Origin of the sequence: Streptomyces sp. NPDC059534 (genome assembly GCF_042743475.1) — a bacterium.
Taxonomy (GTDB): Bacteria; Actinomycetota; Actinomycetes; order Streptomycetales; family Streptomycetaceae; genus Streptomyces.
Genome location: NZ_JBHWAQ010000004.1, coordinates 148,805 through 174,343 on the forward strand (window position 1 = coordinate 148,805; position 25,539 = coordinate 174,343).

The 25,539-nt window shown below is 71.8% G+C and carries 20 protein-coding genes and 2 pseudogenes; 15 read left to right on the forward strand and 7 right to left on the reverse strand.

Translation table 11 applies throughout. The features are described 5' to 3' along the window. Nucleotides 1-86: 86 nt before the first annotated feature. Nucleotides 87-1,865: a hypothetical protein gene (locus tag ACFVZH_RS06685; protein WP_384893934.1), complete on the reverse strand. Its 1,779-nt coding sequence runs from the start codon at nucleotides 1,863-1,865 to the stop codon at nucleotides 87-89. Nucleotides 1,866-2,031: 166 nt separating this feature from the next. Here ACFVZH_RS06685 and ACFVZH_RS06690 point away from each other — a divergent pair, with 166 nt between their 5' ends. Continuing rightward, nucleotides 2,032-3,252: a hypothetical protein gene (locus ACFVZH_RS06690; protein WP_384893936.1), complete on the forward strand. Its 1,221-nt coding sequence runs from the start codon at nucleotides 2,032-2,034 to the stop codon at nucleotides 3,250-3,252. Nucleotides 3,253-3,344: 92 nt separating this feature from the next. Here the strand turns inward: ACFVZH_RS06690 and ACFVZH_RS06695 are convergent, their stop codons facing one another. Continuing rightward, nucleotides 3,345-5,813 (reverse strand): MFS transporter, encoded by a 2,469-nt coding sequence (locus ACFVZH_RS06695; RefSeq protein ID WP_384893938.1) that lies wholly within the window; start codon nucleotides 5,811-5,813, stop codon nucleotides 3,345-3,347. 239 nt (nucleotides 5,814-6,052) lie between these two features. Next, nucleotides 6,053-6,496 carry an SRPBCC family protein gene (locus ACFVZH_RS06700; protein ID WP_384883262.1) on the reverse strand — a complete coding sequence of 148 codons (444 nt, stop codon included), beginning with the start codon at nucleotides 6,494-6,496 and terminating at the stop codon, nucleotides 6,053-6,055. 301 nt (nucleotides 6,497-6,797) lie between these two features. On the opposite strand from ACFVZH_RS06700, the pseudogene ACFVZH_RS06705 reads away from it, so the two are divergent. The 3 genes and pseudogenes from ACFVZH_RS06705 to ACFVZH_RS06715 all read left to right on the forward strand — a co-directional run. Continuing rightward, nucleotides 6,798-6,977 (forward strand): annotated as a pseudogene (locus ACFVZH_RS06705) (radical SAM protein); the annotation flags it as partial. 129 nt (nucleotides 6,978-7,106) lie between these two features. Beyond that, nucleotides 7,107-8,795: an alpha/beta hydrolase gene (locus tag ACFVZH_RS06710; RefSeq protein ID WP_384893939.1), complete on the forward strand. Its 1,689-nt coding sequence runs from the start codon at nucleotides 7,107-7,109 to the stop codon at nucleotides 8,793-8,795. Between the two features lie 80 nt (nucleotides 8,796-8,875). Further along, nucleotides 8,876-9,328: a RidA family protein gene (locus ACFVZH_RS06715; protein ID WP_384893941.1), complete on the forward strand. Its 453-nt coding sequence runs from the start codon at nucleotides 8,876-8,878 to the stop codon at nucleotides 9,326-9,328. A gap of 96 nt (nucleotides 9,329-9,424) precedes the next feature. Here the strand turns inward: ACFVZH_RS06715 and ACFVZH_RS06720 are convergent, their stop codons facing one another. Next, on the reverse strand, nucleotides 9,425-9,994 hold the full coding sequence (locus tag ACFVZH_RS06720) for a HEAT repeat domain-containing protein (protein ID WP_384894281.1): 570 nt from the start codon (nucleotides 9,992-9,994) through the stop codon (nucleotides 9,425-9,427). Between ACFVZH_RS06720 and ACFVZH_RS06725 the strand changes: the two genes are divergently transcribed. The 10 genes from ACFVZH_RS06725 to pssA all read left to right on the forward strand — a co-directional run bounded on the left by ACFVZH_RS06725 (nucleotide 9,896) and on the right by pssA (nucleotide 21,298). Further along, entirely contained in the window at nucleotides 9,896-10,105 is a 210-nt protein-coding gene (locus ACFVZH_RS06725) for a hypothetical protein (protein WP_384894296.1), read from the forward strand. The two genes, ACFVZH_RS06720 and ACFVZH_RS06725, sit on opposite strands and share 99 nt — an antisense overlap. 273 nt (nucleotides 10,106-10,378) lie before the next feature. After that, nucleotides 10,379-12,160, forward strand: a complete 1,782-nt coding sequence (locus tag ACFVZH_RS06730) for a 3-hydroxyacyl-CoA dehydrogenase family protein (RefSeq protein ID WP_384893943.1) — start codon at nucleotides 10,379-10,381, stop codon at nucleotides 12,158-12,160. Between the two features lie 115 nt (nucleotides 12,161-12,275). Continuing rightward, the gene (locus tag ACFVZH_RS06735) at nucleotides 12,276-13,094 is read left to right on the forward strand and encodes a TetR family transcriptional regulator (protein WP_384893945.1); all 819 of its coding nucleotides are present in this window, start codon (nucleotides 12,276-12,278) and stop codon (nucleotides 13,092-13,094) included. 429 nt (nucleotides 13,095-13,523) lie between these two features. Next, nucleotides 13,524-14,861: a crotonyl-CoA carboxylase/reductase gene (gene ccrA / locus ACFVZH_RS06740; RefSeq protein ID WP_384893947.1), complete on the forward strand. Its 1,338-nt coding sequence runs from the start codon at nucleotides 13,524-13,526 to the stop codon at nucleotides 14,859-14,861. A 14-nt stretch (nucleotides 14,862-14,875) separates the two neighbouring features. Continuing rightward, nucleotides 14,876-16,912: a protein meaA gene (locus tag ACFVZH_RS06745; protein ID WP_384893949.1), complete on the forward strand. Its 2,037-nt coding sequence runs from the start codon at nucleotides 14,876-14,878 to the stop codon at nucleotides 16,910-16,912. Further along, nucleotides 16,909-17,874 carry an HpcH/HpaI aldolase/citrate lyase family protein gene (locus ACFVZH_RS06750; RefSeq protein ID WP_384893951.1) on the forward strand — a complete coding sequence of 322 codons (966 nt, stop codon included), beginning with the start codon at nucleotides 16,909-16,911 and terminating at the stop codon, nucleotides 17,872-17,874. Before ACFVZH_RS06745 ends, ACFVZH_RS06750 begins: the two co-directional genes overlap by 4 nt. 5 nt (nucleotides 17,875-17,879) lie before the next feature. Beyond that, nucleotides 17,880-18,404 (forward strand): MaoC family dehydratase, encoded by a 525-nt coding sequence (locus ACFVZH_RS06755; RefSeq protein ID WP_384893953.1) that lies wholly within the window; start codon nucleotides 17,880-17,882, stop codon nucleotides 18,402-18,404. A 2-nt stretch (nucleotides 18,405-18,406) separates the two neighbouring features. Further along, nucleotides 18,407-19,612, forward strand: a complete 1,206-nt coding sequence (locus ACFVZH_RS06760; RefSeq protein ID WP_384893955.1) for an acyl-CoA dehydrogenase family protein — start codon at nucleotides 18,407-18,409, stop codon at nucleotides 19,610-19,612. Between the two features lie 170 nt (nucleotides 19,613-19,782). After that, a complete protein-coding gene (locus tag ACFVZH_RS06765) occupies nucleotides 19,783-20,439 on the forward strand; it encodes a phosphatidylserine decarboxylase (RefSeq protein WP_384893957.1) in 657 nt (218 codons plus the stop codon). After that, nucleotides 20,432-21,298: a CDP-diacylglycerol--serine O-phosphatidyltransferase gene (gene pssA, locus ACFVZH_RS06770; protein ID WP_384894283.1), complete on the forward strand. Its 867-nt coding sequence runs from the start codon at nucleotides 20,432-20,434 to the stop codon at nucleotides 21,296-21,298. Before ACFVZH_RS06765 ends, pssA begins: the two co-directional genes overlap by 8 nt. Nucleotides 21,299-21,370: 72 nt before the next feature. Here pssA and ACFVZH_RS06775 read toward each other — a convergent pair whose 3' ends face one another. Continuing rightward, nucleotides 21,371-22,372 carry a GNAT family N-acetyltransferase gene (locus ACFVZH_RS06775; protein WP_384893959.1) on the reverse strand — a complete coding sequence of 334 codons (1,002 nt, stop codon included), beginning with the start codon at nucleotides 22,370-22,372 and terminating at the stop codon, nucleotides 21,371-21,373. Nucleotides 22,373-22,431: 59 nt separating this feature from the next. Between ACFVZH_RS06775 and ACFVZH_RS06780 the strand changes: the two genes are divergently transcribed. Beyond that, on the forward strand, nucleotides 22,432-23,268 hold the full coding sequence (locus ACFVZH_RS06780) for an NAD-dependent epimerase/dehydratase family protein (protein WP_384893961.1): 837 nt from the start codon (nucleotides 22,432-22,434) through the stop codon (nucleotides 23,266-23,268). On the opposite strand, the gene ACFVZH_RS06785 is transcribed toward ACFVZH_RS06780, so the two are convergent. Both ACFVZH_RS06785 and ACFVZH_RS06790 read right to left on the reverse strand, forming a co-directional pair. After that, a complete protein-coding gene (locus tag ACFVZH_RS06785; RefSeq protein WP_384893963.1) occupies nucleotides 23,256-24,521 on the reverse strand; it encodes an ABC transporter substrate-binding protein in 1,266 nt (421 codons plus the stop codon). The two genes, ACFVZH_RS06780 and ACFVZH_RS06785, sit on opposite strands and share 13 nt — an antisense overlap. Next, nucleotides 24,518-25,500: pseudogene (locus ACFVZH_RS06790) on the reverse strand (branched-chain amino acid ABC transporter permease). The gene ACFVZH_RS06785 and the pseudogene ACFVZH_RS06790 overlap by 4 nt, the downstream one beginning before the upstream one ends. Nucleotides 25,501-25,539: the final 39 nt, after the last annotated feature.

A 25,539-nucleotide genomic window follows, 5' to 3' on the forward strand; every position in this document is an offset into this window, starting at 1 on the left:
CGTACGCGCCGCCCGGCGGCCCTACCACCCCTGTGGATAACCTCCGTTGGAGTGGACCAATGACGCCCGCCGGACGGCGGTACGGCTCATCCGGACGGTTCCGGATACGTCCTGGGATCCTCCTCCGCCAGCCGGCGCAGCGCGGCGGCGGCCTGCTGCTCGGGCGGGGTGCCGTCGTCCGGGATCCGCCACAGGTACTGGCGGGCGGGCTGCTCCGTTTCGGGGGTGCCGTCGGCGGTCACGGGCGGCCCGTCGAAGGTGACCACGGTGGTGTCCGGTGCGGGGAAGTCGGTGGAGATCCATCCCCTCCCGAGCCCCCACCGGGCGAGCAGCTCGGGCCGCTCGCGCAGCCCCGCGCTGATCAGCCGGGCGGTCCGGCGGGCCGGCCAGGTCCAGCTCCGGTCCTGCTCGGCGCGGGCGACCTCGGTGTCGTACGCCTCGGCGTCGAAGCGGTGGGCGTCGGGCAACGGCGGGAGTCCCGGCGGTGCGCACGGCCGCTGCCAGCCGTCCCAGACGACGTGCGCGCCCTCGCGCCGCACGGTGACGTACAGGGCGCCGCAGCAGCCCTCGGTGCAGTACGCCTCGGCAAGCCGTACCTCCCGGGGTTCGGGACCGGCCCGCAGGACGCCGCTGTCGAGGAGCCGCTCGGGCGGGTCGCCCGGCCCGCGGCCGAAGGCGGCCGGGACGAGGGGGCGGCCGTTGACGAGGAAGCGGGTCTCGACGACGTCCGGGTCGCCGGGGTCGGCGACGGCCACCTCGATCCGCAGGCGGGGAGACCCCGAGGGCGCCGAGGGCGCGGCCTCGCGGAGCTGCCGTACCGTGCGGCGGATCCAGTCGGCCCTGCGGCGCCCTTCCCGGTCTGGAGGGGTGCCGGGCTCCCCGACGGCTGCCAGGAGCGTGGCGATCACCGCCCGGCGGCGGCCGGGCGGCCAGGGCAGGAGGTGGGCGGCGCCGCTGTGCAGGGCGACGGCGAGTGAGACCAGGAGGGCCCGGTGGTCGAGGAGCGGCGGCAGCTCGTGGGCGCGGGCGGCCACCGCTTCGCAGAGGTCCACGGCTTCGTCGTACGCGAGGATCTCGGATTCGTAGCCGCGGCCGCTGCACATGCGGGTGAGCAGGCGCAGCGCCGCCGCGAGGTGCCCGGAGTGGTCCGGCCGCCGCCGGAGGAGCTCCGACAGGCCGACGGCCTCGGCGATGCGGCGCGCCTGCTCGGGACCCGTCTCCCGGGGTGCGGTCGGCAGCTCCGGCAGCAGGTCGTGGGCGGCGGCCTCGTCACCGGCGGCCAGCGCGTCGACGAGTCCCCGCAGGGCCGCCGCCCGGGCCCGGTGGACCAGCCACACCACGGCGGCGGACTTCCGGTCCAGGGGTGTCAGTGTCTTCACGACGGCCATGGCGAGCCCGTCGAGGAGCCCGAGGACGCGCAGGTACGGCACGTCCTCGGGCTCTCCGAGCCGGCAGAGGAGTCCGAGCCCGGCGGCCACGGTGACGGTGGTCGTCCCCTCGCGGGTCAGACGACGGCCGAGGTCCCTGGCCCGGGCTTCGGCGACGGCTCCGCCGGGCGTCGGACGTTCGGCGACGGCGGCGAAGACGGTGCGGTCGGGGACGCCCGTCGAGGCGAGCGCGCGGGGGACCTCGGCGGCCGCACGCCCCGTGTCGGCGTCGGCGATCAGCGGGGCGAGGGCCTCGGTGACGGCCGTACAGGTCTCGCGATAGGTGCGGCGAACGTCTCGGGGCGCCGGTGCGCGGGCCGTCTCGGGCAGCGCGTACCCGCCCCTGGGCAGGGGCGCGTCGGGTTCGGCGGTCCGGAGGTCCCGGGCGTACGCGTACAGGGAGGGTGCGAGCGTCGGGCGCTCGTGGGAGGCGCTCAACGCGCGCGGTGGAGCTCGATTCCGTGAGTCATGGGGGCATGCTGCCCACCGGGGCGCAGGTCCCGCCAGCGATTTAACGCGGGTCCGAATAGGGCGAAACATCGTCAACGGGTGCGTATAGGCTGTCGGCCGCAGTTGTCGCACCCGACCTTCCGGAGAGCTCTCGGTGACCATCGCCTTCACCCCGTCCGAAACCGCGCCCGTCGAGTCCGTCGCGTCCCTCGCGTCCGGGTCGTTCGTGCCCGCCGAGCCCGCCGAGCCCGCCGACTCCGCCGACTCCGTCGTGCCCGTCATGGCGGAGGAGCCGGAGTTCTGGGAGCCGTCGGCGTCCGAGCCGCAGGCCGTACAGGACGGGGACGACGAGGCCGACACGGACGGCCACGCCGACGAGGAGCACGACCCCGTCGTCGTCCGTGACGCCCATGACTTCGGCGTGTACGCGCGGACCGGCGGCTGGGCCTTCGCGCTCAAGGTGGCCCGGAGCGTGCGGCCCGGCGGCCAGGCCGCCGAGGGGACGGCGCGGACGAAGGTCTCCGCGAAGGCGTTCGCCCGGCTGGCGGGGTGCTCGCCGGAGCGGGTCATGCGGTACTACAGGGCCTGGGACATGGCGGCGGACGACGGCCTGGTCCCGCAGTTCGAGGTCCTGGTGCCGGGCGCCGACATCGAGCTGCCGGAAGCGGACGTCTGGCTGTCGTACTACACCTCTCGCAACAGCGCGTCCTCGGTGCGCGGCCAGGCGATCACCGCCGCGGCCGAGGCGGAGGGCATCCGGCCGACGAAGGCCCTGGAGGTCGCCGAGAACCCGACGGCGCTTCGGGCCGCGATCCTCGCGGACCCGGGTACGGCGGAGGCCGCCCGCGGCGCGCTCCTCGACCGGATGAAGGAGGACCCGGCGCTCCAGACGGAGATGGCCCGGGCCATCGCGCGCACCGACGACCTGAAGAAGGCGGTGGCGAGCGAGGCGAAGGCGGCCGACCGCATCGGGTACGTGCGCCAGATCGTCGAGAACGGCCAGATCAAGACCCCTGCCGGGCAGACCGTGGAGGCGCCGGCCGAGCTGCGCGCCGAGGCCGAGCGGCACCTCTCGCTCCTCGACGAGCTCGACGACTCGGAGGAGGCGGGCGAGTGGGCCGGTGAGGCGTACGACGCGGTGAAGGGCCTGGTCGCCAAGGCGGTCGAGGAGGACCCGGCGCTGCGCGTCCAGGAGCGGCGGACGAAGTTCTACAACAGCCTGCAGAAGGCGACGAAGGTCTTCGAGGAGCTGACCCTGGACGAGGTGATGGAGGAGGACATCTACGAGGCCGACATGCTCCAGCGCCTCGAAGCCCTCCAGGAGGCGATCGGCACCTGCATCAGCGCGCTGCGCAAGGCGACGACCACCCCCTGAGGAACGCCTCCTGAGGAACGCCTCCCGAGGACGGCCTTCCGAGGACCGCTCCCGACGGGCCCCCACCGCCCCGGCCGCCGGCCGCGTGGGCCTCAGTCCTGGTGGCCGAGCTGGAGGTCGCGCTCGGTGCGGCCGCCGCCGGCCATCTGGAGGACGGTGGCGACGGGCGGGTACCCGGCGGCGATGACCGTGTACTCGCCGGAGGACAGGTCGACGAAGCGGAAGGCGCCGTCGGCACCGGTGGTGAGGGTGTCGACGACGTTGCCCGCGGCGTCGAGCAGGGTGACCCGGGCGTCCTCGACGGGTCGCCCGCCGCCGCCGCGCACCGTGCCGCGCAGCACCGCGCCGCCGGCCAGTTCGATGTCCTGGCGAGTCTCCCGGGAGGACTGGACGCTCACCGGGAGCGCGGCGGGGCGGAAGGCGGGGGCGCTGGCGGCGAGTGTGTACTCGCCCGCGACGAGCTCGCTGATGACGTACCCGCCCTCGCGTCCGCTGCGGGTCGAGGCGACGACCTCGCCGCGTACGTCGGTGAGGGTGACGGCCGCGTCCCGTACCGGCGTGCCGTCGGCCGTGACGACGCTGCCCGCGAGCCGCCCGGCGCCGCCGAGGACGACGTCGAGCTCGACCGGCCGGTCGCCGACGGTGACGGACACCGCCTGGGGCTGGTGTCCGCCGGCCGCCGCGATGAGGACGTACGCGCCGCCGCCGGGGACGCTCAGCGCGTACCGGCCGTCCTCGCCGCTCGCGCCGCGGCCGACCTGCCGCCCCTGGACGTCGATGAGGGTGAGGGCGGCGCGGGGCACCCGGCTGCCGTCGTGGTGCTGGACGGTGCCGCAGACCGGCACTCCGGAGTGCTGCGGGGCGGCGGGGACCGGGGCCGCCTGGTTCGGGGCGGCGTGGCGGGCGTGCGGGACGGCCTGGGCGGCGCCGAAGTCGTGGGCCTCGGTGGCCTCGGTGAGGGGGCTGTGGTGGGACACCAGCGGTTTCTCCTTGAGGAAGAAGGCGAGGACGAGGCCGAGCGCGAGGACCGGCACGAGGTAGAGGAAGATGCGCGGCATCGCGTCCGCGTACGCCTGGACGTACGCGTCGCGGAGCACGGGCGGCAGGGTGTGCACCGTCTGCGGGGTGAGGGACTCGGCGGGCGGCAGGGCCGCGCCGCCGCCGGAGAGGACGCCGGCGAGCCGGTCGCCCAGGGCGTCGTCGAGCCGGGAGGCGAAGAGGGTGCCGAAGACCGCGGCGCCGATGCTGCCGCCGATCTGCCGGAAGTAGTTGTGGGCGCTGGTGGCGGTGCCGAGGTCGGCGGGGCGTACGGAGTTCTGCACGGCGAGCACGAGTACCGGCATGACCAGGCCGATGCCGGTGCCGAGGACGGCCTGCCAGAGGCTGTGCTGGAGGCGCGGGGTGTCCGTGTCCATGCGGGAGAGCAGCCACATGCCGAGGACGGAGACGGCTCCGCCGACCACCGGATAGATCTTGTAGTGGCCGGTGCGGCTGATGAGCTGGCCGGAGACGACGGAGGCGATGACGATGCCGCCCATGAGCGGCAGCATCAGGAGGCCCGATTCGGTGGCGCTGGCGCCCTCGACCATCTGCAGGAAGCTGGGGAGGTAGCTGGCGGCACCGAAGAGCGCGATGCCGACGACGGCGCCGACGAGGGCGGTGACGGTGAAGACGGAGTCGCGGAAGAGCCGGAGCGGGATGAGGGGTTCGGGCGCGAAGTGCTCGACGACCAGGAACAGCAGGGTCGTTCCGGCGGCTCCGCAGGCCAGGGCGAGGACGACCCGGGAGTCCCAGGCGTACTCGGTGCCGCCCCAGCTGGTCAGCAGGACCAGGCAGGTGGAGGCGGCGGCGAGGAGCAGGGCGCCGAGGACGTCGAAGCGCGCGCGTGCCGTGGGTTTGGGCAGCTTGAGGACGGCGGCGACGACGGCGAGGGTGACCAGGCCGAACGGCACGTTGAAGTAGAAGCACCAGCGCCAGGAGACGTGGTCGGTGAAGAAGCCGCCGAGGAGGGGGCCGGCGACGGAGGCGAGGCCGAAGGCGGCGCCGATCAGGCCCATGTACCGGCCGCGCTCCCGGGCGGGGACGATGTCGGCGATGATCGCCTGGACGCCGATCATGAGCCCGCCCGCGCCGGCGCCCTGGAGGGCGCGGAAGGCGATGAGCTGGTCCATGGTCCGGGACCAGCCGGCCAGGCCGGAGCCGATGACGAAGACGACGATGGCGAAGAGGAAGACGCTCTTGCGGCCGAGGAGGTCGCCCAGCTTCCCGTAGACCGGCAGGCCGATGGTGGAGGTCAGCAGGTAGGCGGTGATCGCCCAGGACATCCGGTCCAGGCCCTGGAGTTCGCCGACGATCTTCGGCAGGGCCGTGGCGACGATCATCTGCTCCAGCGCGGCGAGGAGCAGCGCGAGCATGAGGCCGCAGAAGACGAGCCGGACGCGGCGGGGGTCGAGGGCGGCCGGGCCGGGGTCCGGGGGCGGTGCGAGGTCGGTGTGCGGGCCGTCCGCGGCGAGCGGTTCCGCGCCCTCCTCGACGTCCTTCACGATGGTGATCGCACCCACGGACCTGCTCCCCTCGTCACGGCGTCTGCGCCGCGCCATTCTTCGCATTGGGCGCGAAGAGGGAGCAAGTCGGGCGGTACGGGCGACAGGTGGCGCTCCGGGGCGCGAACGCCCCGGCGTTACGGCGCACTTGGGTCGCTCATCAGCGCGTTTACGAGAAGGCCCGCGCCCCCTCGGTGCGCGGGGGCTCCGGTGCGGGGGCGCGGGCGATCCACTCGAATCGGTGAACGCCCAGGGCGTTACTTCTCGACCTCGTCCGCCAGCTTGGCGAGGACGGCGTCGTAGATCCGGCCGAGGCCCTTGGGCGCGAAGGTCTTCTCGAAGAAGCCGCCGATGCCGCCGGCGCCGTTCCATACGGTGGTGACGACGGCGCGGGACTTGCCCTCGCCGGCGGGGGTCACGGTCCAGGTGGTGACCATGGAGGAGTTGCGGTCCTTCTCGACGAGCTGTCCGTCGGTGGGCTCACTGACCTCCAGGAGGCAGTCGCGGACGCGCTTGCTGGTGGCCTGGAGCTTCCAGTGGACCAGGGTGCCCTCGCCGTCGCCGCCCTCGCGCACCTCGTACTCGCTGAAGTGCTCGGGGAGCAGCTTCGCGCGCGTGCCGCTGTAGTCGGCCAGCGCGTCGAACACCGTCTCCGCGTCCGCGGCGATGATCCGTTCCGTGGTGGCCTCGACCTGCGCCATTGACTTCCTCCAGCTTGTGGTTCCTCGGGGGTGTGGGCCAAGCGAACCACGTGGGGTGCGGGGGGCGAAATCCGGGTTGCAACGATCAAGGGAACAGGTGTTCTATTCTGGGCGCACGGTCGAAGCCGCTACCGAGGAGGCGTCCATGCGCTGGGACAATCTGGGCGACACCCCGGGCAGCCCGGCCGCACCCGCCGACATCGCCCTGTTCGATGCGGACGCGGTCACCACCCGCACCTTCGACACCCCGGAGTTCCGCGGCATCACCTTCCACGAGGTGCGGGCCCGCTCGATCCTCAACCGGATGTACGCGGCCGGGGCCTACGCGCCGACCTGGTACCAGCGCCGGATCACCCGTCAGGTGCACGAGCTGGCGGCGGAGTTCGGCATCGGTCCCGCCCACCGGGGCGCGCCGCGCCGGATTCCCGTACCGGAGGACCCTGCCGTCGCGGCCGCTCCGGAACAGCTCACCCTGCTCTGACCACTCGGCTCCGCGTTTCCGCTCCGATCATCGGACCGGTCGCCTGACACGCCGTCGGATCCTCCTCTGTTCGGGTCAACTCTCGCCGAAACAGGTCCTTTCACGTCCCCGGCGGGACACAAAGGCCCTATGACCCCACGCGCAGGAATGCTGATCGCCGCTGGAGCGCTGGTCGCCGGGACGGTCACCGTCCTGCCCGCCGCTCCCGCGGGCGCCGGCGAACCGACCCCCCGCCCGCTGCCGCGACTCACCTGGACCGGCTGCGCCACCAAGACCTATCCGAAGCTCCAGTGCGCCACCCTGAAGGTGCCGCTGAACCACGACGACCCGGCCGGGCGGAGCATCACGCTCGCGCTCACCCGGGTCCCGCACACCGCGAGGACCTTCCAGGGCCCCCTGCTCGTGAATCCGGGCGGGCCCGGCGGCAGCGGGCGCGGCATGGCCGGGTACGTGGCGGCGTCGCTGCCCCCGAAGGTGGCCGCCGAGTACGACGTGATCGGCTTCGACCCGCGCGGGGTCGGCAAGAGCGAGCCCGCGCTCGACTGCAAGCCCGGCCACTTCGCGCCGGTCCGCGCCGACTCGGTGCCGACCGGGGCCGAGGCCGAGCGGGCGGGGGTCGCGCGGGCGCGGTCCTTCGCCGAGGCATGCGGCAGGAAGTACGCCGACGTGCTGCCGTACATCGACACCGTCAGCACCGCGCGGGACCTGGACGCCATCCGCGGCGCGCTCGGGGCCCCGCAGGTCAACTACCTCGGATACTCGTACGGCACCTACCTCGGCGCGGTGTACGCGCGGCTGTACCCGGACCGGGTGCGCCGGATGGCGCTGGACTCCGTCGTCAACCCGCACGGCGTCTGGTACGAGGACAACATCGCCCAGGACTACGCCTTCGACACCCGCCACAAGGACTTCATGGCCTGGGTGGCCCGCCAGGACGCGGTCTACAGGCTGGGCACCGACCCGGCGGCGGTCGAGGCGGCCTGGTACCGGATGCGGGACGCGCTGCGCGAGACCCCGGCGGGCGGGAAGGTCGGGCCGGGCGAGCTGGAGGACACCTTCCTGCCCGGCGGGTACTACGACGGCTACTGGCCCCGCCTGGCGAACGCCTTCTCCGCGTACGTCAACGACGGCGACCCGGCGCCGCTGAAGGAGGCGTACGAGCGGTACGGCGAGGCCGACGCGGCCGCGGACAACGGCTACTCGGTCTACACGAGCGTGCAGTGCCGGGACGCGGGGTGGCCCCGCGACTGGAACGTCTGGCGCAAGGACAACTGGGACGTGCACGCCAAGGCGCCCTTCTCGACCTGGAACAACGCCTGGTACAACGCACCCTGCGCGTTCTGGCCGGTGGAGCCGCTGACCCCGCCTGAGGTGAGCAACGACCAGGTCCCGCCGGTCCTCATCCTCCAGGCCACGGACGACGCGGCGACGCCGTACGAGGGCGGGGTCGCCCTGCACCGGCTCGTCCGCGGCTCCAGCCTGGTCGTCGAGGAGGGCGGCGGCAACCACGGGGTGACCCTCGGCGGCAACGACTGCCTCGACGACCACCTGGCCACCTATCTCGCCACCGGCAAGGTCCCGCGCGCCGAGGGCGACGCCGAGGTCGACGCGGTCTGCGCCGCGCTCCCGGAGCCGGAGCCCGAGCCCGTGGCCCCGGCCGCGAAGAAGAGCGAGAAGACCGACACGGCCGAGAAGGCCGAGGAGACCGACAAGAGCGACCAGAGCGACCGGAGCGAGAACAGCGGCAAGCGGGCCGGCGCCCAGCGGGCGGAGCCGGCCGGGGTCGCGCTGCACGGGTTCCTCGGCCACGTGCGCTGAGACGCCCGACCCCACGGCCGACAGTGCCCGCGACCCCCGGGTCGCGGGCACTGTCAGTGGCATGGGCGAGGATGTGGGACATGACGAGCCACCTCACTCACGTCCCCGCCCCCGACGGTCTCGCGCCCAGCCCCCAGTACAGCCACGTCGTCTGGGGCACCGGCCGGTTCGTCGCGATATCCGGGCAGTGCGCGTTCGACGCCGACGGCTCCGTGGTCGGCGAGGGCGATGCGGCGGCACAGGCCCGCCAGGTCTTCGCGAATCTGGACCGCTGCCTCGCGGCGGCCGGCGCCGGGTTCGGGGACGTGGTGAAGCTGACCTACTTCGTCACGGACGTGGCCCACCTCCCGGCGGTACGGGACGCGCGGGACGCCGCCTTCGCGGGGGCGCCGCTCCCGGCCAGCTCCGCGGTCCAGGTGTCGGCGCTGGTCCGGCCGGAACTGCTGGTGGAGATCGAGGCGTTCGCCCTCGTCCCGGAGCGGGCGGCGACGCCGTCCGGCGAAGCGGGGGCGGAGCTCCGTCCGCTCCGCTGACGGGCACGCTCCTCTTCCGCCCGCGGGGGGCCGGAGATCCGACGGCCGTGCCCGCCCGGTCGCGCTGTCCCCACGCCCCCGAGGAGCACCGTCCGGTCAGTCCACCGGGCCGAGCCGGGCCAGTGAGCGTTCGGCGGCGGCACCGAGCCTGGGGTGCGGGAGGGCGGCTTCCAGCGCGGGGCGGGCCATGGGGTCGCCGAGCGCGCCGAGACCCTCGACGCAGGCGAGTCCGACCCGCCAGTGGGGGTCGTCGGCCGGAAGTCGCCGTTCGAGGACGGTGATCAGCGCCGGCACGGACTCGGGCGCCCGGAGGGCGGCGAGCAGCCGGACCGGCAGGAGGGCGTAGGCGACGCGGAGTTCGTTGGTCGCGAGGGTGGCGGCGGCGCGCGCGGTGCGCGGGTCGCCGAGCCGGGTCAGGGCGTGGGCGGCGGTGACGCAGCGCTCGGGGTCCCGGTGGTTGAGGAGGAGGACGAGCGCCTCGAAGGCGCGGGGGTCGCCGGCGACCCCGAGCCCGTAGGCGGCGATCTCGCGGGCCCAGAGCGGCTGTCCGGGGGCGGTGAGCACGCGGTGCAGTTCCTCGGGATCACCGGTTTCCGCGAGGTGGCGGAATGCGTCCGGGACTTCTCCGGTGTCATTCTCGATCTCGTCACGCAATCGATCGATCATCGAGCAGAATTCCGGATCCTCGGCGTATTCCATGAAACCGAGCCTATCCGCGATCCAGATCACATCGCCGTCAACTTCCCGGGGCTGGCGCGCTCGTTACCGGCCGGTTAGTCTCAGGTGAGCGGGCCACCACCCGCACTTCGCACAACGGCCTGGTGACGCAGCCGTTGTGTTGTTCGTCGGTTCGGCAGTTTTCGACGTGACCCGGGACAGGGTCCGTCTCCCCTTTCACCGGGCACAGCCTTTTCCCGGGCGTTCTCGCGCTTTCTTCCTCGCGCGACTCGGCGGCACCCCTCGCGTGCGCACCGCACGCTCAGCCGCACCCGATCTCTCACATTCCACGCACTGCCCTCAGTCGTCACTCTTCCTCCCTGGAGTCCCCTGATGGACACCCCTCTCTCCACCATCGCCGTCGTCGGTCTCGGCACCATGGGCGCGGGTATCGCAGACGTTCTCGTCCGGGCCGGCCGCGAGGTCATCGGCATCGACATCAGCGACACGGCCGCCGCCCGGGCCGTCGCCGCCCTGGAGACCTCCACCGCCCGCGCGGTGGCCCGTGAGCGGATCACCGAGGAGGAGCGGCAGGACGCCCTGGCCCGCTTCCGTACCTTCTCCGACCTCCAGGCGGCCGCCGAGGCCGACCTCGTGATCGAGGTCGTGCCCGAGTCGTACGAGGCCAAGCAGGAGGTGTTCCGGGCCCTCGACGCGATCGTCCGCCCCGGCACGATCCTGGCCACGGGCACCAACGCGCTCTCGGTCACCCGGCTCGCCGCCGACTCGGCCCACCCCGAGCGGGTGCTGGGCCTGCACTTCTTCGCCCCGGTCCAGGCCATGAAGCTGGTCGAGGTGGTCTCCTCCGTCCTGACCGACCCGCGGGCCGTCGACGCCGTCACCCGGCTCGCCGAGGACCTCGGCAAGGAGCCGGTGGCGGTCGGCGACCGGGCGGGCTTCATCGCGGACGGGCTGCTCTTCGGCTACCTGAACCAGGCCGCCGCCATGTACGAGGCCAAGTACGCCTCCCGCGAGGACATCGACGCGGCGATGAAGCTGGGCTGCGGCCTGCCCATGGGGCCGCTGGCGCTGCTCGACCTGATCGGCGTGGACACGGCCCGTACGGTCCTGGAGGCCATGTACGCCTCCTCGCACGATCGCCTGCACGCCCCCGCCCCGATCCTCAAGCAGCTCAGCGAGGCCGGCCTGACCGGCCGCAAGGCGGGCCGCGGCTTCTACACGTACGAGGCTCCGGGCTCGGGCGAGGTGGTGGGCGACGCGCTGACCCCCTCTGCCTCCGCCGAGGCCGGCGCGGCCCGCGAGGTCCGCTCGGTCGGCGTCGCCGGCTCGGGCACGATGGCGTCCGGCATCGCCGAGGTCTTCGCCAAGGCGGGCTACGAGGTCGTCCTCGCCGCCCGCTCGCAGGAGAAGGCGGACACGGCCAAGGCCCGCATCGCGAAGTCGCTGGCCCGCTCCGTCGACAAGGGCCGGATGACGGGCGAGGCCCGTGACACCACGCTGGCCCTGATCACCGCGGCGGGCACGCTCGACGCCTTCGCCGAGGTCGACCTGGCCGTCGAGGCGGTCGCCGAGGACCTGGAGATCAAGCAGGAGCTGTTCGCGCGGCTCGACAAGATCTGCAAGCCGGGTGCGGTGCTCGCCACCACGACCTCCTCGCTGCCGGTCGTGGCCTGTGCCCGCGCCACCACGCGCCCGCAGGACGTCATCGGCATGCACTTCTTCAACCCGGCTCCGGCGATGAAGCTGGTCGAGATCGTCCGTACGGTCCTGACCGCCGACGACGTCCACGCCACGGTCCGCGAGGTCACCACGAAGATCCGCAAGCACCCGGTGGACTGCGGCGACCGGGCCGGGTTCATCGTGAACGCGCTGCTCTTCCCGTACCTGAACAACGCGATCAAGATGGTCCAGGACCACTACGCCACGCTGGACGACATCGACGCGGCGATGAAGCTCGGCGGCGGCTACCCGATGGGCCCGTTCGAGCTGCTCGACGTGGTCGGCCTGGACGTCTCGCTCGCGATCGAGCAGGTCCTGCACCGCGAGTTCCGCGACCCGGGCCTCGCCCCGGCTCCGCTCCTGGAGCACCTGGTGGCGGCGGGCTGCCTGGGCCGCAAGACGGGTCGCGGCTTCCGCGAATATGCCCGACGCTGAGCCCCGTCAGGCCGGCTGGGGCGGTCTGCTGAGCTCCCCGGGCACCGTCGGTGCCCCGGGGGGCTCCCCGCCCCCACCTGGGCACACTCCCACGGCGATGCAGTACGTTCGGACCATGCCCAAGGCCGCGAAGACACCCCGTGCCACGTCCACGTCCGACGCTCCGGAGAGCGCGGCGGGCACCCGCGCCGCCGCACAGCGGCTCAAGATGCGCCGGGAACTCGCCACGGCGGCGATGGAGCTCTTCGCCACCAAGGGATACGAGGCCACCACGGTCGACGAGATCGCGGCCACGGCCGGGGTCGCGCGGCGGACCTTCTTCCGTCACTTCCGCTCCAAGGAAGAGGCGATCTTCCCCGACCACGACGACACGCTGGTGCGGGCGGAGGCGGTCCTGAACGCCGCCCCGCCGCACGAGCACCCGCTCGACACGGTGTGCCGGGGCATCAAGGAAGTCATGAAGATGTACGCGGGGTCGCCCGCGGTCTCCGTGGAGCGCTACCGGCTCACCCGTGAGGTGCCGACGCTGCGGGAGCGCGAGATCGCCTCGGTGGCCCGCTACGAGCGGCTGTTCACCCGCTATCTGCTGGAGCACTTCGACGAGGGCGACCATCACGACGGCAACGACGACCCGCTGCTGGCGGAGGTCGCCGCGTCGGCGGTCGTCACCGCCCACAACCACGTGCTGCGCCGCTGGCTGCGCGCGGGCGGCCAGGGGGACGTGGAGGCGCAGCTCGACCATGCCTTCGCGATCGTCCGGGAGACCTTCGGCACGGGCATAGGCGCGGGCCGCCCGGCCCCTTCCCAGCAGGCCGAGGCGGCGCCGGCCGCCCGGGTCTCCGCGGCGGGTGACGTGGTGGTCGCCGTGGCCCGGACGGACGCCCCGCTCGACGAGGTCATGCGCACGATCCAGGAGGCGCTCAAGGGCGCCTGAGCACGTTCCACGAGGAGGGCCGCCCCCGGTTTCCGGGGGCGGCCCTCCTTGCGTTCGCCCAGTTCAGGGGCCATTTCGATCGATCATCGCTCATCCGTGACGGGCAGATTGCATCTGAGTGAAATTGTTGGCACGCAGTGCCTTGTCAGGTGACACGGCGTGCCATACGTTGATGTTGTCCGGGCGGCCGGCGCGCAGCGAACACACCTCGCGCACCGGCTGTCCCCACAAGCCTCCCCCACGCTCTTCGAGCAGGGGGGACCCCCGGCTCGTGCGCCCGGACGCCTGCGTCACAGGCACCCCGCGCTCCACCACACAGCGCCGCCACCGCACCACCGAGCCGAACCGACGGCACACCTCCACAGCAGCACCCACCGCCGTAACCCTCAGGCGTCCCTCCCTCAGGACGCTCACCGCCGGAGGCAACCCGTGAAGGAAATCCTGGACGCGATCCAGTCGCCGGACTCCACGTCCGCCGACTTCGCGAACATCAAGCTCCCCGAGTCGTACCGGGCCGTCACCATCCACAAGGACGAGACGGAGATGTTCGCCGGGCTCGCCAGCCGCGACAAGGACCCGCGCAAGTCGCTGCACCTCGACGAGGTGCCCCTGCCCGAGCTCGGCCCGGGCGAGGCCCTGGTCGCCGTCATGGCGAGCTCGGTCAACTACAACTCGGTCTGGACCTCGATCTTCGAGCCGGTCTCGACCTTCGGCTTCCTGGAGCGGTACGGACGCCTCTCCGACCTCACCAAGCGCCACGACCTGCCGTACCACATCATCGGCTCCGACCTGGCCGGCGTCGTGCTGCGCACGGGCCCGGGCGTCAACGCCTGGCGGCCCGGCGACGAGGTCGTCGCGCACTGCCTCTCGGTCGAGCTGGAGTCCTCGGACGGCCACAACGACACGATGCTCGACCCCGAGCAGCGCATCTGGGGCTTCGAGACCAACTTCGGCGGCCTGGCGGAGATCGCCCTGGTCAAGTCGAACCAGCTGATGCCGAAGCCGGACCACCTCAGCTGGGAGGAGGCCGCCGCCCCCGGCCTGGTGAACTCCACCGCCTACCGCCAGCTGGTCTCCCGCAACGGCGCCGGCATGAAGCAGGGCGACAACGTCCTCATCTGGGGCGCGAGCGGCGGCCTCGGCTCGTACGCCACCCAGTTCGCCCTCGCCGGCGGCGCCAACCCGATCTGTGTCGTCTCCTCCCCGGAGAAGGCCGACATCTGCCGGGCCATGGGCGCGGACGCGGTCATCGACCGCAACGCCGAGGGCTACAAGTTCTGGAAGAACGAGCACGAGCAGGACCCGCGCGAGTGGAAGCGGTTCGGCTCGAAGATCCGTGAGCTCACCGGCGGCGAGGACGTGGACATCGTCTTCGAGCACCCGGGCCGCGAGACCTTCGGCGCCTCGGTGTACGTCACCCGCAAGGGCGGCACGATCGTCACCTGCGCCTCCACCTCGGGCTACAACCACGAGTACGACAACCGCTACCTGTGGATGTCCCTCAAGCGGATCATCGGCTCGCACTTCGCCAATTACCGCGAGGCGTGGGAGGCCAACCGCCTGATCGCGAAGGGCAAGATCCACCCGACGCTCTCCAAGGTCTACTCCCTGGAGGAGACCGGCCAGGCCGCCTACGACGTCCACCGCAACCTCCACCAGGGCAAGGTCGGCGTGCTGGCCCTCGCCCCGCAGGAGGGCCTGGGCGTGCGCGACCCCGAGATGCGCGCCCAGCACATCGACGCCATCAACCGCTTCCGCAACATCTGAGCCCGGGACCATAGATGACTGAGCGCCAGAAGGACCGGCCGTGGCTCATGCGGACGTACGCCGGTCACTCCACCGCCGAGGCGTCCAACGAGCTGTACCGACGCAACCTCGCCAAGGGTCAGACCGGCCTCTCGGTCGCCTTCGACCTGCCGACGCAGACCGGCTACGACCCCGACCACATCCTCGCCCGCGGCGAGGTCGGCCGGGTCGGGGTCCCCGTCTCGCACCTCGGTGACATGCGCCGGCTGTTCCAGGACATCCCCCTGGAGCAGATGAACACCTCGATGACGATCAACGCCACGGCGATGTGGCTGCTGGCGCTCTATCAGGTGGCCGCCGAGGAGCAGGGTGCGGACATCACCAAGCTCCAGGGCACCACCCAGAACGACATCGTCAAGGAGTACCTGTCGCGCGGGACGCACGTCTTCCCGCCCGGCCCGTCGCTCCGGCTGACGACGGACATGATCTGCTACACGGTCAACAACATCCCGAAGTGGAACCCGATCAACATCTGCAGTTACCACCTGCAGGAGGCCGGGGCCACGCCGGTCCAGGAGATCTCGTACGCCATGTCCACCGCGATCGCCGTGCTCGACTCGGTGTTCGCGTCCGGCCAGATCCCCGAGGACCGCAAGGGCGATGTCGTCGCCCGCATCTCGTTCTTCGTGAACGCGGGCGTCCGCTTCGTCGAGGAGATGTGCAAGATGCGCGCCTTCGGCCGCATCTGGGACCGCATCACCCGCGAGCGGTACGGCATCGAGGACCCCAAGCAGCGCCGGTTCCGCTACGGCGTGCAGGTCAACTCGCTGGGTCTCACCGAGGCCCAGCCGGAGAACAACGTCCAGCGGATCGTCCTGGAGATGCTGGCCGTCACCCTCTCCAAGGACGCCCGCGCCCGGGCCGTCCAGCTCCCCGCCTGGAACGAGGCCCTCGGCCTCCCCCGGCCCTGGGACCAGCAGTGGTCGCTCCGTATCCAGCAGGTGCTCGCCCACGAGTCCGACCTCCTGGAGTACGAGGACATCTTCGCCGGCTCGCACGTCATCGAGGCCAAGGTCGACTCGCTCGTCGAGGAGTGCATGGCGGAGATCGGGCGGATCGAGGAGATGGGCGGCGCGATGGCGGCCGTCGAGTCCGGCTACCTCAAGTCGCAGCTGGTCTCCTCGCACGCCGAGCGGCGCGCCCGGATCGAGGCCGGCGACGACAAGATCGTCGGCGTCAACATCTTCCGGACGACCGAGGAGAACCCCCTCACGGCCGACCTGGACACCGCGATCATGACGGTCGACCCGGCGGTCGAGGCCCGGGTGGTCGGCTCGCTGAAGACGTGGCGGGACAACCGCTACCAGCCGCCGTTCAACCACCCGCGCCCCTGCAAGGCCCTCGAACGCCTCAAGGAGGCCGCCCAGGGCACCGGGAACCTCATGGAGGCCACCCTGGAGTGCGCGCGCGCCGGTGTCACGACCGGCGAGTGGACCGGGGCGCTGCGCGAGGTGTTCGGAGAGTTCCGGGCGCCCACCGGTGTCTCCTCCGCCCCCGTCGCGGTGACCGCCGAGTCGGGCACGCCGCTCGCCCTCGTACGGGAGAAGGTGGCGCGGACCGCCGAGGAGCTGAACTCCGGGCGGCTGCGGCTGCTCGTCGGGAAGCCCGGCCTGGACGGCCACTCCAACGGCGCCGAGCAGATCGCCGTACGCGCGCGTGACGCCGGTTTCGAGGTGGTCTACCAGGGCATCCGGCTGACCCCCGAGCAGATCGTCGACGCGGCCCTCGCCGAGGACGTGCACTGCGTGGGACTGTCGATCCTCTCCGGCTCCCACTCGGAGCTGGTCCCCGACGTCCTGGACCGCCTCCGCGACGCGGGCGCCACCGACATCCCCGTCATCGTCGGCGGGATCATCCCGAACGCCGACGCCGCAGAACTGAAGCGCGCGGGTGTCGCCGCCGTCTTCACACCGAAGGACTTCGGTATCACGGAGATCATCGGACGTATCGTCGACGAGATCCGCACAGCTCACAAGCTCAGCCCTTTTGAAAGCACGGAGGTCCCCGCATGACCAGCCCTGTGAACCGGCTCCGCCCCCGCCGCTCCTGCCTGGCGGTCCCCGGCTCCAACCCGCGCTTCCTGGAGAAGGCCCAGGGCCTCGCCGCCGACCAGGTCTTCCTCGACCTGGAGGACGCCTGCGCCCCGCTGGCCAAGCCGGACGCCCGCCACACCATCGTGAAGTTCCTGAACGAGGGCGACTGGACCGGCAAGACCCGCGTGGTCCGCGTCAACGACTGGACGACCCACTGGACGTACCGCGACGTCGTCACCGTCGTCGAGGGCGCCGGCCAGAACCTCGACTGCATCATGCTGCCGAAGGTCCAGGACGCCCAGCAGATCGTGGCGCTCGACCTCCTGCTGACCCAGATCGAGAAGACCATGGGCTTCGAGGTCGGCAAGATCGGCATCGAGGCGCAGATCGAGAACGCCCAGGGCCTCACCAACGTCAACGCGATCGCGCAGGCGTCCCAGCGCGTCGAGACGATCATCTTCGGCCCGGCCGACTTCATGGCCTCCATCAACATGAAGTCGCTGGTCGTCGGGGAGCAGCCGCCCGGTTACCCGGCGGACGCCTACCACCACATCCTGATGAGCATCCTGATGGCCGCCCGCGCCAACAACCTCCAGGCGATCGACGGCCCCTACCTGCAGATCCGCAACCAGGAGGGCTACAAGGCCGTGGCCCGGCGCGCCGCCGCCCTGGGCTTCGACGGCAAGTGGGTGCTCCACCCGGACCAGGTCGCCGCCGCGAACGAGATCTTCTCGCCGTCGCAGGAGGACTACGACCACGCCGAGCTGATCCTCGACGCGTACGACTACTACACGTCCGAGGCCGGCGGGAAGAAGGGCTCCGCGATGCTCGGCGACGAGATGATCGACGAGGCTTCCCGCAAGATGGCCCTGGTCATCTCCGGCAAGGGCCGCGCCGCCGGTATGCAGCGCACCACCAAGTTCGACATCCCGGAGGTCTGAGAGCCATGCAGTTCGGCCGTACCTACGAAGAGTTCGAAGTCGGTGCCGTCTACAAGCACTGGCCCGGAAAGACGGTCACCGAGTACGACGACCACCTCTTCTGTCTGCTGACGATGAACCACCATCCGCTGCACATGGATGTGAATTACGCCGAGAACACGACGGACTTCGGCAGGAACGTCGTCGTCGGCAACTACATCTACTCGCTGCTGCTCGGCATGTCCGTGCCGGACGTCTCCGGCAAGGCCATCGCCAACCTGGAGATCGAGTCGCTGCGGCACGTGGCGCCGACCTTCCACGGCGACACGATCTACGGCGAGACCACGGTCCTCGACAAGACCCCGTCGAGGTCGAAGAACGACCGCGGCATCGTCTACGTGGAGACCAAGGGCTACAAGCAGGACGGCACCCTCGTGTGCGTCTTCCGCCGCAAGGTGATGGTCCCCACCGAGACGTACATCAAGGAGCGCGGCGGCGAGCAGCCCGGCCGCCCCGAGCTCATCGAGCCCGCCAAGAAGACGGAGAAGTAGCCATGGCCCGACTCGCCCAGACCGCCGGGCTCACGGACGTCCAGCAGGAGATCCTCAAGACCGTCCGGGACTTCGTCGACAAGGAGATCATCCCGGTCGCCACCGAGCTGGAGCACCGCGACGAGTACCCCCAGCAGATCGTCGACGGGCTCAAGGAGCTCGGCCTCTTCGGTCTGATGATCCCCGAGGAGTACGGGGGTCTGGGCGAGTCGCTCCTCACCTACGCGCTGTGCGTGGAGGAGATCGCCCGTGGCTGGATGTCGGTCTCCGGCATCATCAACACGCACTTCATCGTGGCGTACATGCTCAAGCAGCACGGCACCCAGGAGCAGAAGGACTACTTCCTTCCGCGGATGGCGGCCGGCGAGACGCGCGGCGCGTTCTCGATGTCGGAGCCGGGCCTCGGCTCGGACGTCTCGGCCATCACGTCCAAGGCGGTGAAGGACGGCGACGAGTACGTCCTCAACGGCCAGAAGATGTGGCTGACCAACGGCGGGACGTCCACGCTGGTGGCCGTTCTCGTCCGGAGTGACGAAGGACACCCGGAGGGCACCGCCCCCCACAAGTCGATGACGACCTTCCTCGTCGAGAAGGAGTCCGGCTTCGGAGAGGTCCGCCCCGGCCTCACCATCCCGGGGAAGATCGACAAGATGGGTTACAAGGGCGTCGACACGACCGAACTCATCATGGACGGACTGCGCATTCCGGCCAATCGGGTGCTCGGCGGGGTCACCGGCCGAGGGTTTTACCAAATGATGGACGGCGTGGAGGTCGGCCGCGTGAACGTGGCGGCCCGTGGCTGCGGCGTCGCTCAGCGTGCTTTCGAACTGGGTGTCTCGTATGCCCAGCAACGTCACACTTTCGGCAAGCAGATCGCCCAGCACCAGGCGATTCAGTTCAAGCTCGCCGAGATGGCTACCAAGGTCGAGGCCGCTCATGCCATGATGGTGAATGCAGCACGCAAAAAGGACTCCGGGGAACGAAACGACCTCGAAGCAGGGATGGCGAAGTACCTCGCCTCCGAATACTGCAAGGAGGTCGTCGAGGATGCCTTCCGCATTCACGGTGGTTACGGGTTCTCGAAGGAGTACGAGATCGAGCGTCTCTACAGGGAGGCGCCGATGCTGCTCATCGGTGAAGGTACCGCCGAGATCCAGAAAATGATCATTGGTCGTCGGCTGCTCGAGGAGTACCGATTCCAGGGTTGATTGTGGCTTTTGAGTCGGTTCGGCCGCGAAGAAGATCACACCCTGTGTTCGTCTTCCGGCCGTCGACTCGGTTCCTGGCTTGCCCAGTTGCGCCCCGCAACCGATAGCATCGCCGGAAAGCCGCCGTCCCCCCGTTGCCAGCGCGGCATCATCCGCTACGAAGGTCATCCATGCCCCACAGCCAAACCTCTGCACACCGCGACAGCCTTGCCGGCGTACGCCTCGCGCGCGGAGCATCGCCGTGGCTCCTGCCGACCGTCGCCACCGCGGCGCTCAGTCTCGTGCGCGCGCGCAAGTCGAAGCGTGCCGCGGCCATCGCCGTGCCGACCACCGCTCTCGCGGCCGGCATGCTGTGGTTCTTCCGCGACCCCGAGCGCGAGATCGCTCAGGGCCGGGTCATCTCCCCCGCCGACGGTGTGGTGCAGAGCATCATGCCGTGGAAGGACGGACGCACCCGGGTCGCCATCTTCATGAGCCCCCTGAACGTGCACGTCAACCGCGCGCCGCTGGCCGGCACCGTGACGTCCGTGGAGCACATCCCCGGCGGGTTCGTCCCGGCGTTCAACAAGGAGAGCGAGAACAACGAGCGCGTTGTCTGGCACTTCGACACCGAGCTCGGTGACATCGAGATGGTCCAGATCGCGGGTGCCGTCGCACGGCGCATCGTCCCCTACATCCCGCAGGGCACGAAGGTCGAGCAGGGTGACCGGATCGGTCTGATCCGCTTCGGCTCGCGGGTCGACATCTACCTCCCCGAGGGTGTCGAGGTCGCCGTCGAGGTCGGACAGGCCACGACCGCGGGGGTGACTCGCATTGACCGTGATTGATCCCGACACACGGGCCGCCGACTGGGTCGCCGAAGCCGAGGCGGAGGCGGCCGAAGAGGCCGAGGAGATGCCGCTGTCGCTGAGGCTGTCCATAGCGGACGCCCTCACGCTCGGTAACGCCACGTGTGGCTTCATGGCGGTGTACTTCACCACCACGGGCATCCTGATCCCGCACCTCACCGGAAGCACCGAGACCGGTATGGCGCGCAACAGCGCCGCCACCGCGGTGATACTGATGCTGTGCGCGGCGATCTTCGACCTCTTCGACGGCATCGTGGCGCGCAAGCTCCGCAGCTCGCCGATGGGCGCCGAGCTCGACAACCTGTCGGACCTGATCAGCTTCGGTCTGGCCCCGGCCTACTTCGTACTCGTGTACGGCATGGTCGCGGACGACGCGCAGCAGAAGGTCTCGGCCGTGGCCGCGATCGTGGTGCTGCTCGCGGTGGTGCTCAGGCTCGCGAGATTCTCCTGCGTGACGATGAAGGACGGCATGTTCCAGGGCATGCCGAGCCCCTTCGGCGCGCTGACGGTGGTCTCGATCGTGCTGCTGGAGCTGCCGTTCATCCCGACGCTGCTCGCGATCATCGGGGTGGCCTGGCTGATGGTGAGCCGGGTCGAGTACCCGAAGCCGCGGGGCATCCTCGCGGTCGCGATGCTCAGCTGGATCGTCGGCGCGATGGCCATGCTGGCGGCCTGGGCGTTCGACGCTCCGGGCGGGGCGTTCCTGCTCCAGACCGGCTGCGCGCTCCAGGTCGTGCTGGGCGCCGTGATCCCCCTCTTCGCGACGGCCCGCCGGGTGAACACCTTCCGCGGCAACCGGCGTGAGAGCCGGGAGGCGCGGGCGGCACAGCTGCCGTAGCGGACGAAGCCGTACGACAAGGGCCCCGGGAGGCGATTCGCCTCCCGGGGCCCCTTGCGTGTGCCCGGCGGGCTAGCCGAGGCGCTTGTAGTAGAGCGTGGTGGGGCGCAGGACGCCCGCCGGGTCGGTGGCGAAGTCCGGGATCGTGCCGGCCGCCGTCCAGCCGGCGGCGCGGTAGAGGCGCTCGGCGGGGCTGTCGGTCCGGGTGTCCAGGACGAGCAGGGTGAGACCGGTGGCGGCGGCGTGGGCCTCGGCCGCGGCGAGCAGCCGCCGCCCGAGACCCCGGCCCCGTGCGGAGCGGTGGACGAGGAGCCGGGCGATCTCGCCGCGGTGCCGGCCGTTGGCCGTGGCGGTCCGGACGAGGGTGACGACGCCCGACGGGCGCCCGTCGGGGCCGTGGGCCACCCAGACGTCCCGGACGCCCTCGGCGGCCTCGTCGGCGACGCGGGACCACCAGGCGGCCGCCTCCGCGGGATCCAGGGGCGCCGGGAAACCGACGGAGGCGCCGTCGTCCACGGCGTCCACGAGGAGTTCGGCGAGACCGTCGGCGGCGTGGGCGCGGACCGCCTCGGGCGCCAGGCGCTCGACGGCGTCGAGCCGCTTCTCCAGACAGAGGAGGTCCGGCCGGTCGTCCCAGGGGGCGACGGTCGCGAAGCCGAGGGCGCGGTAGAGGGCGAGCGGCTCCTCCCGCCAGGACCAGACCGTGAGGCGCACGGTGGGCGCTCCGGACGCGGCGGCCCGGCGCAGGGCCTCGGCCATGAGCGCCCTCGCGAGGCCCTTCCGGCGGGCCCCGGGCGTCACCCAGAGCCGCTTGATCTCGGGTGCCCGGCCGTCGCGGGGTGCCTTGAGGACGACGCAGCCGGCCGGGGCGTCGGCGCCGGCCGGGGTGGCCAGCAGGACCGTGTCGGCGGCGAACGCGCCGGCCGGGTCCTCGGCCTCGGCCCGGTATACGGCCGGGAGCTCGGCGACCGCCGCCACCGCCGTCCCCTTCTCCGCCTGGTTGACCAGGTGGTAGTCGCCGAGCAGGTCGGCGAGGCGGGGATGCGCGCGGTTCTCCTCGATGCGTGGGTTCATGGGCCCGAGCTTCACATTCCCGTGTTTCCGGCAGGTGAAGATCTCTTACGCTGGGGCGCATGCGCGTACTGGTAGCGGGCGCCACGGGCGCCGTGGGCCGTCGGCTCGTCCCCCTCCTGGAGGCGGCGGGGCACGAGGTCGTGGGCATCTCCCGGCGCGGGCCGCGCCCGGTGGACGTGCTGGACGCCGGAGCCGTACGCCGGGCGGTGACCGAGGCCGCGCCCGACGCGGTGGTGCACCAGCTGACGGACCTGGGCGCCGCGGACGGCGCCGCGAACAACCGGGTACGCGTCGAGGGCACCCGGAACCTGGTCGACGCGGCGCGCGCGGCGGGCGTCGGCCGGATCGTCGCGCAGTCGATCAGCTGGGCTTACGCCCCCGGGGACGCGCCCGCCGACGAGTCCGTACCCCTCGACGGGACGGAGGAGGCGCCCCGGTCCCGGATCGTCGCCGGGGTGCGTGCCCTGGAGGCCGCGGTGGCCGAACTGCCGGAGGCCGTCGTCCTGCGGTACGGGATCCTCTACGGGCCCGGCACCTGGTACGCGCCGGACGGCGCGGTGGCCGCCGCGCTGGCCGGGGACCCGGAGGCCCGGTTCCTCGGCGGCACGGCGGCCGACGCGTCGGTGAGCTCCTTCGTGCACGTCGACGACGCCGCCGAAGCGGCCTTCCGGGCCCTGTGCTGGCCCTCGGGCGCGTACAACGTGGTGGACGACGAACCCGCCCCCGGTCACGACTGGCTGCCGGTACTGGCGGAGGCGCTGGGTGTCCCGGCCCCGGAGCGGACCGGCGGCCGGGCGCCCTGGGCCCGCGGCGCGGTGAACGCCCGGGCCCGCGCTCTGGGCTGGGCCCCGGCCCGCCCGACGTGGCGGGCCGGGTTCGCCGATCAGGGCGTGTAGCTCTTCGCCGCGTCCGAGACGAACGGCGGCCGGACCGTGCGCATGCCGCCCGGGACCGACTTGTCCGGCTGGATGATGACGGACTCGCGGGACGACGGCGCCTTCGGGTCGCCCAGGTCGTGCGTCATGCCGAAGCCGGCGTCGTGGGCGGTCATGGTCAGCAGGGCCTTGTCGACGCCCTCGCGCGTGAGGTCCTTGTCCGCGCACGCCTTCTTCAGGGCCTCGCCGAAGACGCTCGCGGCCGTCCAGCCGGCGACGATGCCGTTGTCGAGTCCGTCGCCCGGGTACGCGGCCTGGTAGTCGGCGACCAGCTTCTTCGCGGTCGGGGTGTCCGCGCCGATGGGCAGGCTCGGGGAGGCGAACCAGTACATCTTCTCCAGGGCGGGCCCGGCCTGGGTGCCGAGGAGCTGCGGGGCGAAGGCCGAGTTGTTGCCGACGACCGGCACCTTCAGGCCGGTGGCGGCGGCGACGCCGACGAGGGAGGCGGCCTGGCGGGGGCCCGCACTGATGACGACGCCCTTCACGCCCGCCTGCTTCAACGCCGCGACCTGCGCCGACATGTCGTTGTCGGTGGGCTTGATCTTCTGCTCGACGACGGTCAGGCCCGCCTTCCCCGCCGCGTACTTCGAGCCCTTGAGCGCGTTCTCGCCGTAGTCGCCCTCGAAGTAGACGTGGCCGAGCTTGTCCCCGGCCTTCAGGCCCTTCTCCTTGACCAGGAAGTCCACGGCGTTGATCGTCTCGACGTCGTACGTCGCACCCAGGACGCGGATGTACGGGGAGCCGAGCAGCGAGGCCGACCATGCCTGCGGCAGGACGAGGCCCTTGTCCTGGCCGTCGACGCGGGGCTTGACGGCGGCGACGAACGGGGAGCCGATGAACTGGGTGTAGCCGACGACCTTCGGCTCCAGCTCGGTGTAGGCGGCGAGCGCCTTCTGCGGGTCGTAGCCGTGGTCGCGGACCGTCAGCTCCAGCTGCCGGCCGCAGATCCCGCCGGCGGCGTTGACCTGCTTCACGTACAGCTGCTGGGCCTGGGTGACGCTCTTGCCGAGGGTCGCGTACACCCCGGTCATGTCGGTGAGCGCGCCGAGGGCGATCGTCTTGTCGGTGACGCCCTCGCCGGTCTTCACCCCGCCCGCGCCGGTCTGCTTGCCGTCGCCGGTCTTCGCCTTGGAACTGCATCCGGCGGCGGTGAGCGCGACCAGTGCGGCGAGCGCGGCGGCCAGGCCCCGCACGGCCTGTCGTCGGTGGTTCATCGTGCCTCCCCTGAGGGTTCGGTGGAAGAAGGTGGAGCGGGGGTGTGCGTGGGGTTCGGGGGTTTGCGCGCGGCGAGGCGGACCAGGCCGCCGGGCAGGAAGAGCACCACCGCGACGACGGCGGCGCCGTACAGGTAGCGCGCCGCCTCGCCCGGCGCGATCCCGCCCGTCCCGGGGGCGGAGACCAGCGGCAGCGCGTCGCTGTACCGGGTGAGGAGCTGCGGCAGGAGCGAGACGAAGACGGCTCCGGCCACCGCTCCGGCGACCGAGCCGAGGCCGCCGATGACGATCATGGCCAGGTATTCGAGGGAGAGCGCCATGCCGAAGTACTCCGGCACGGTGCGCTGGAAGACCAGGGCGAGCAGGACGCCGCCAGACCCGCGTACATCGACGACAGGACGAACACGGCGGCGCGGTAGCGGGCCACGGGGATGCCCATCACCCCGGCGGCGATCCGGTGGTCCCTGATCGCGTTCATGGCACGCCCGGGGCGGCCCGCGAGGACTCCGCGGGCGAAGAGGACCCCGCCGAGGAGCAGGACCAGACCCAGGTACCAGAGCTTCTCGACGGCGCCGAACGGCACCTGGGCGACGAGGAGTTCCGTGTCGTCGAAGGTGAGGCCGAAGAGGGAGAGCGGCGGGACGGCACGGCCGTTGTAGCCGCCGGTGACGTCGTGGGCGTTGAACAGCACGTGCTGCCCGATGAAGATCAGCGCGAGCGTCGCGATGCCCAGGTACGCGCCGCGCAGCCGCCCCGCGATGGGGCTGAACACCCCGCCGGCCAGACCCGCGAGGGCGACCGCGAGGACGGCGGCGAGCCAGCCGGGCAGACCGAGACCGGCCAGCCCGTCGGCACCGTCGCCCGCGAAGGCGCAGTAGCCGTAGGCGCCGACGGCGAGGAAGAAGGCGTGCCCCATGGAGAGCTGGCCGGTGGCGCCGGTCAGCAGGTTGATGCCGACGGCCCCCAGGGCCGCCGCCATCGCGAACAGCCCGGCCTGGAGCCAGAAGCGGTCCAGGTA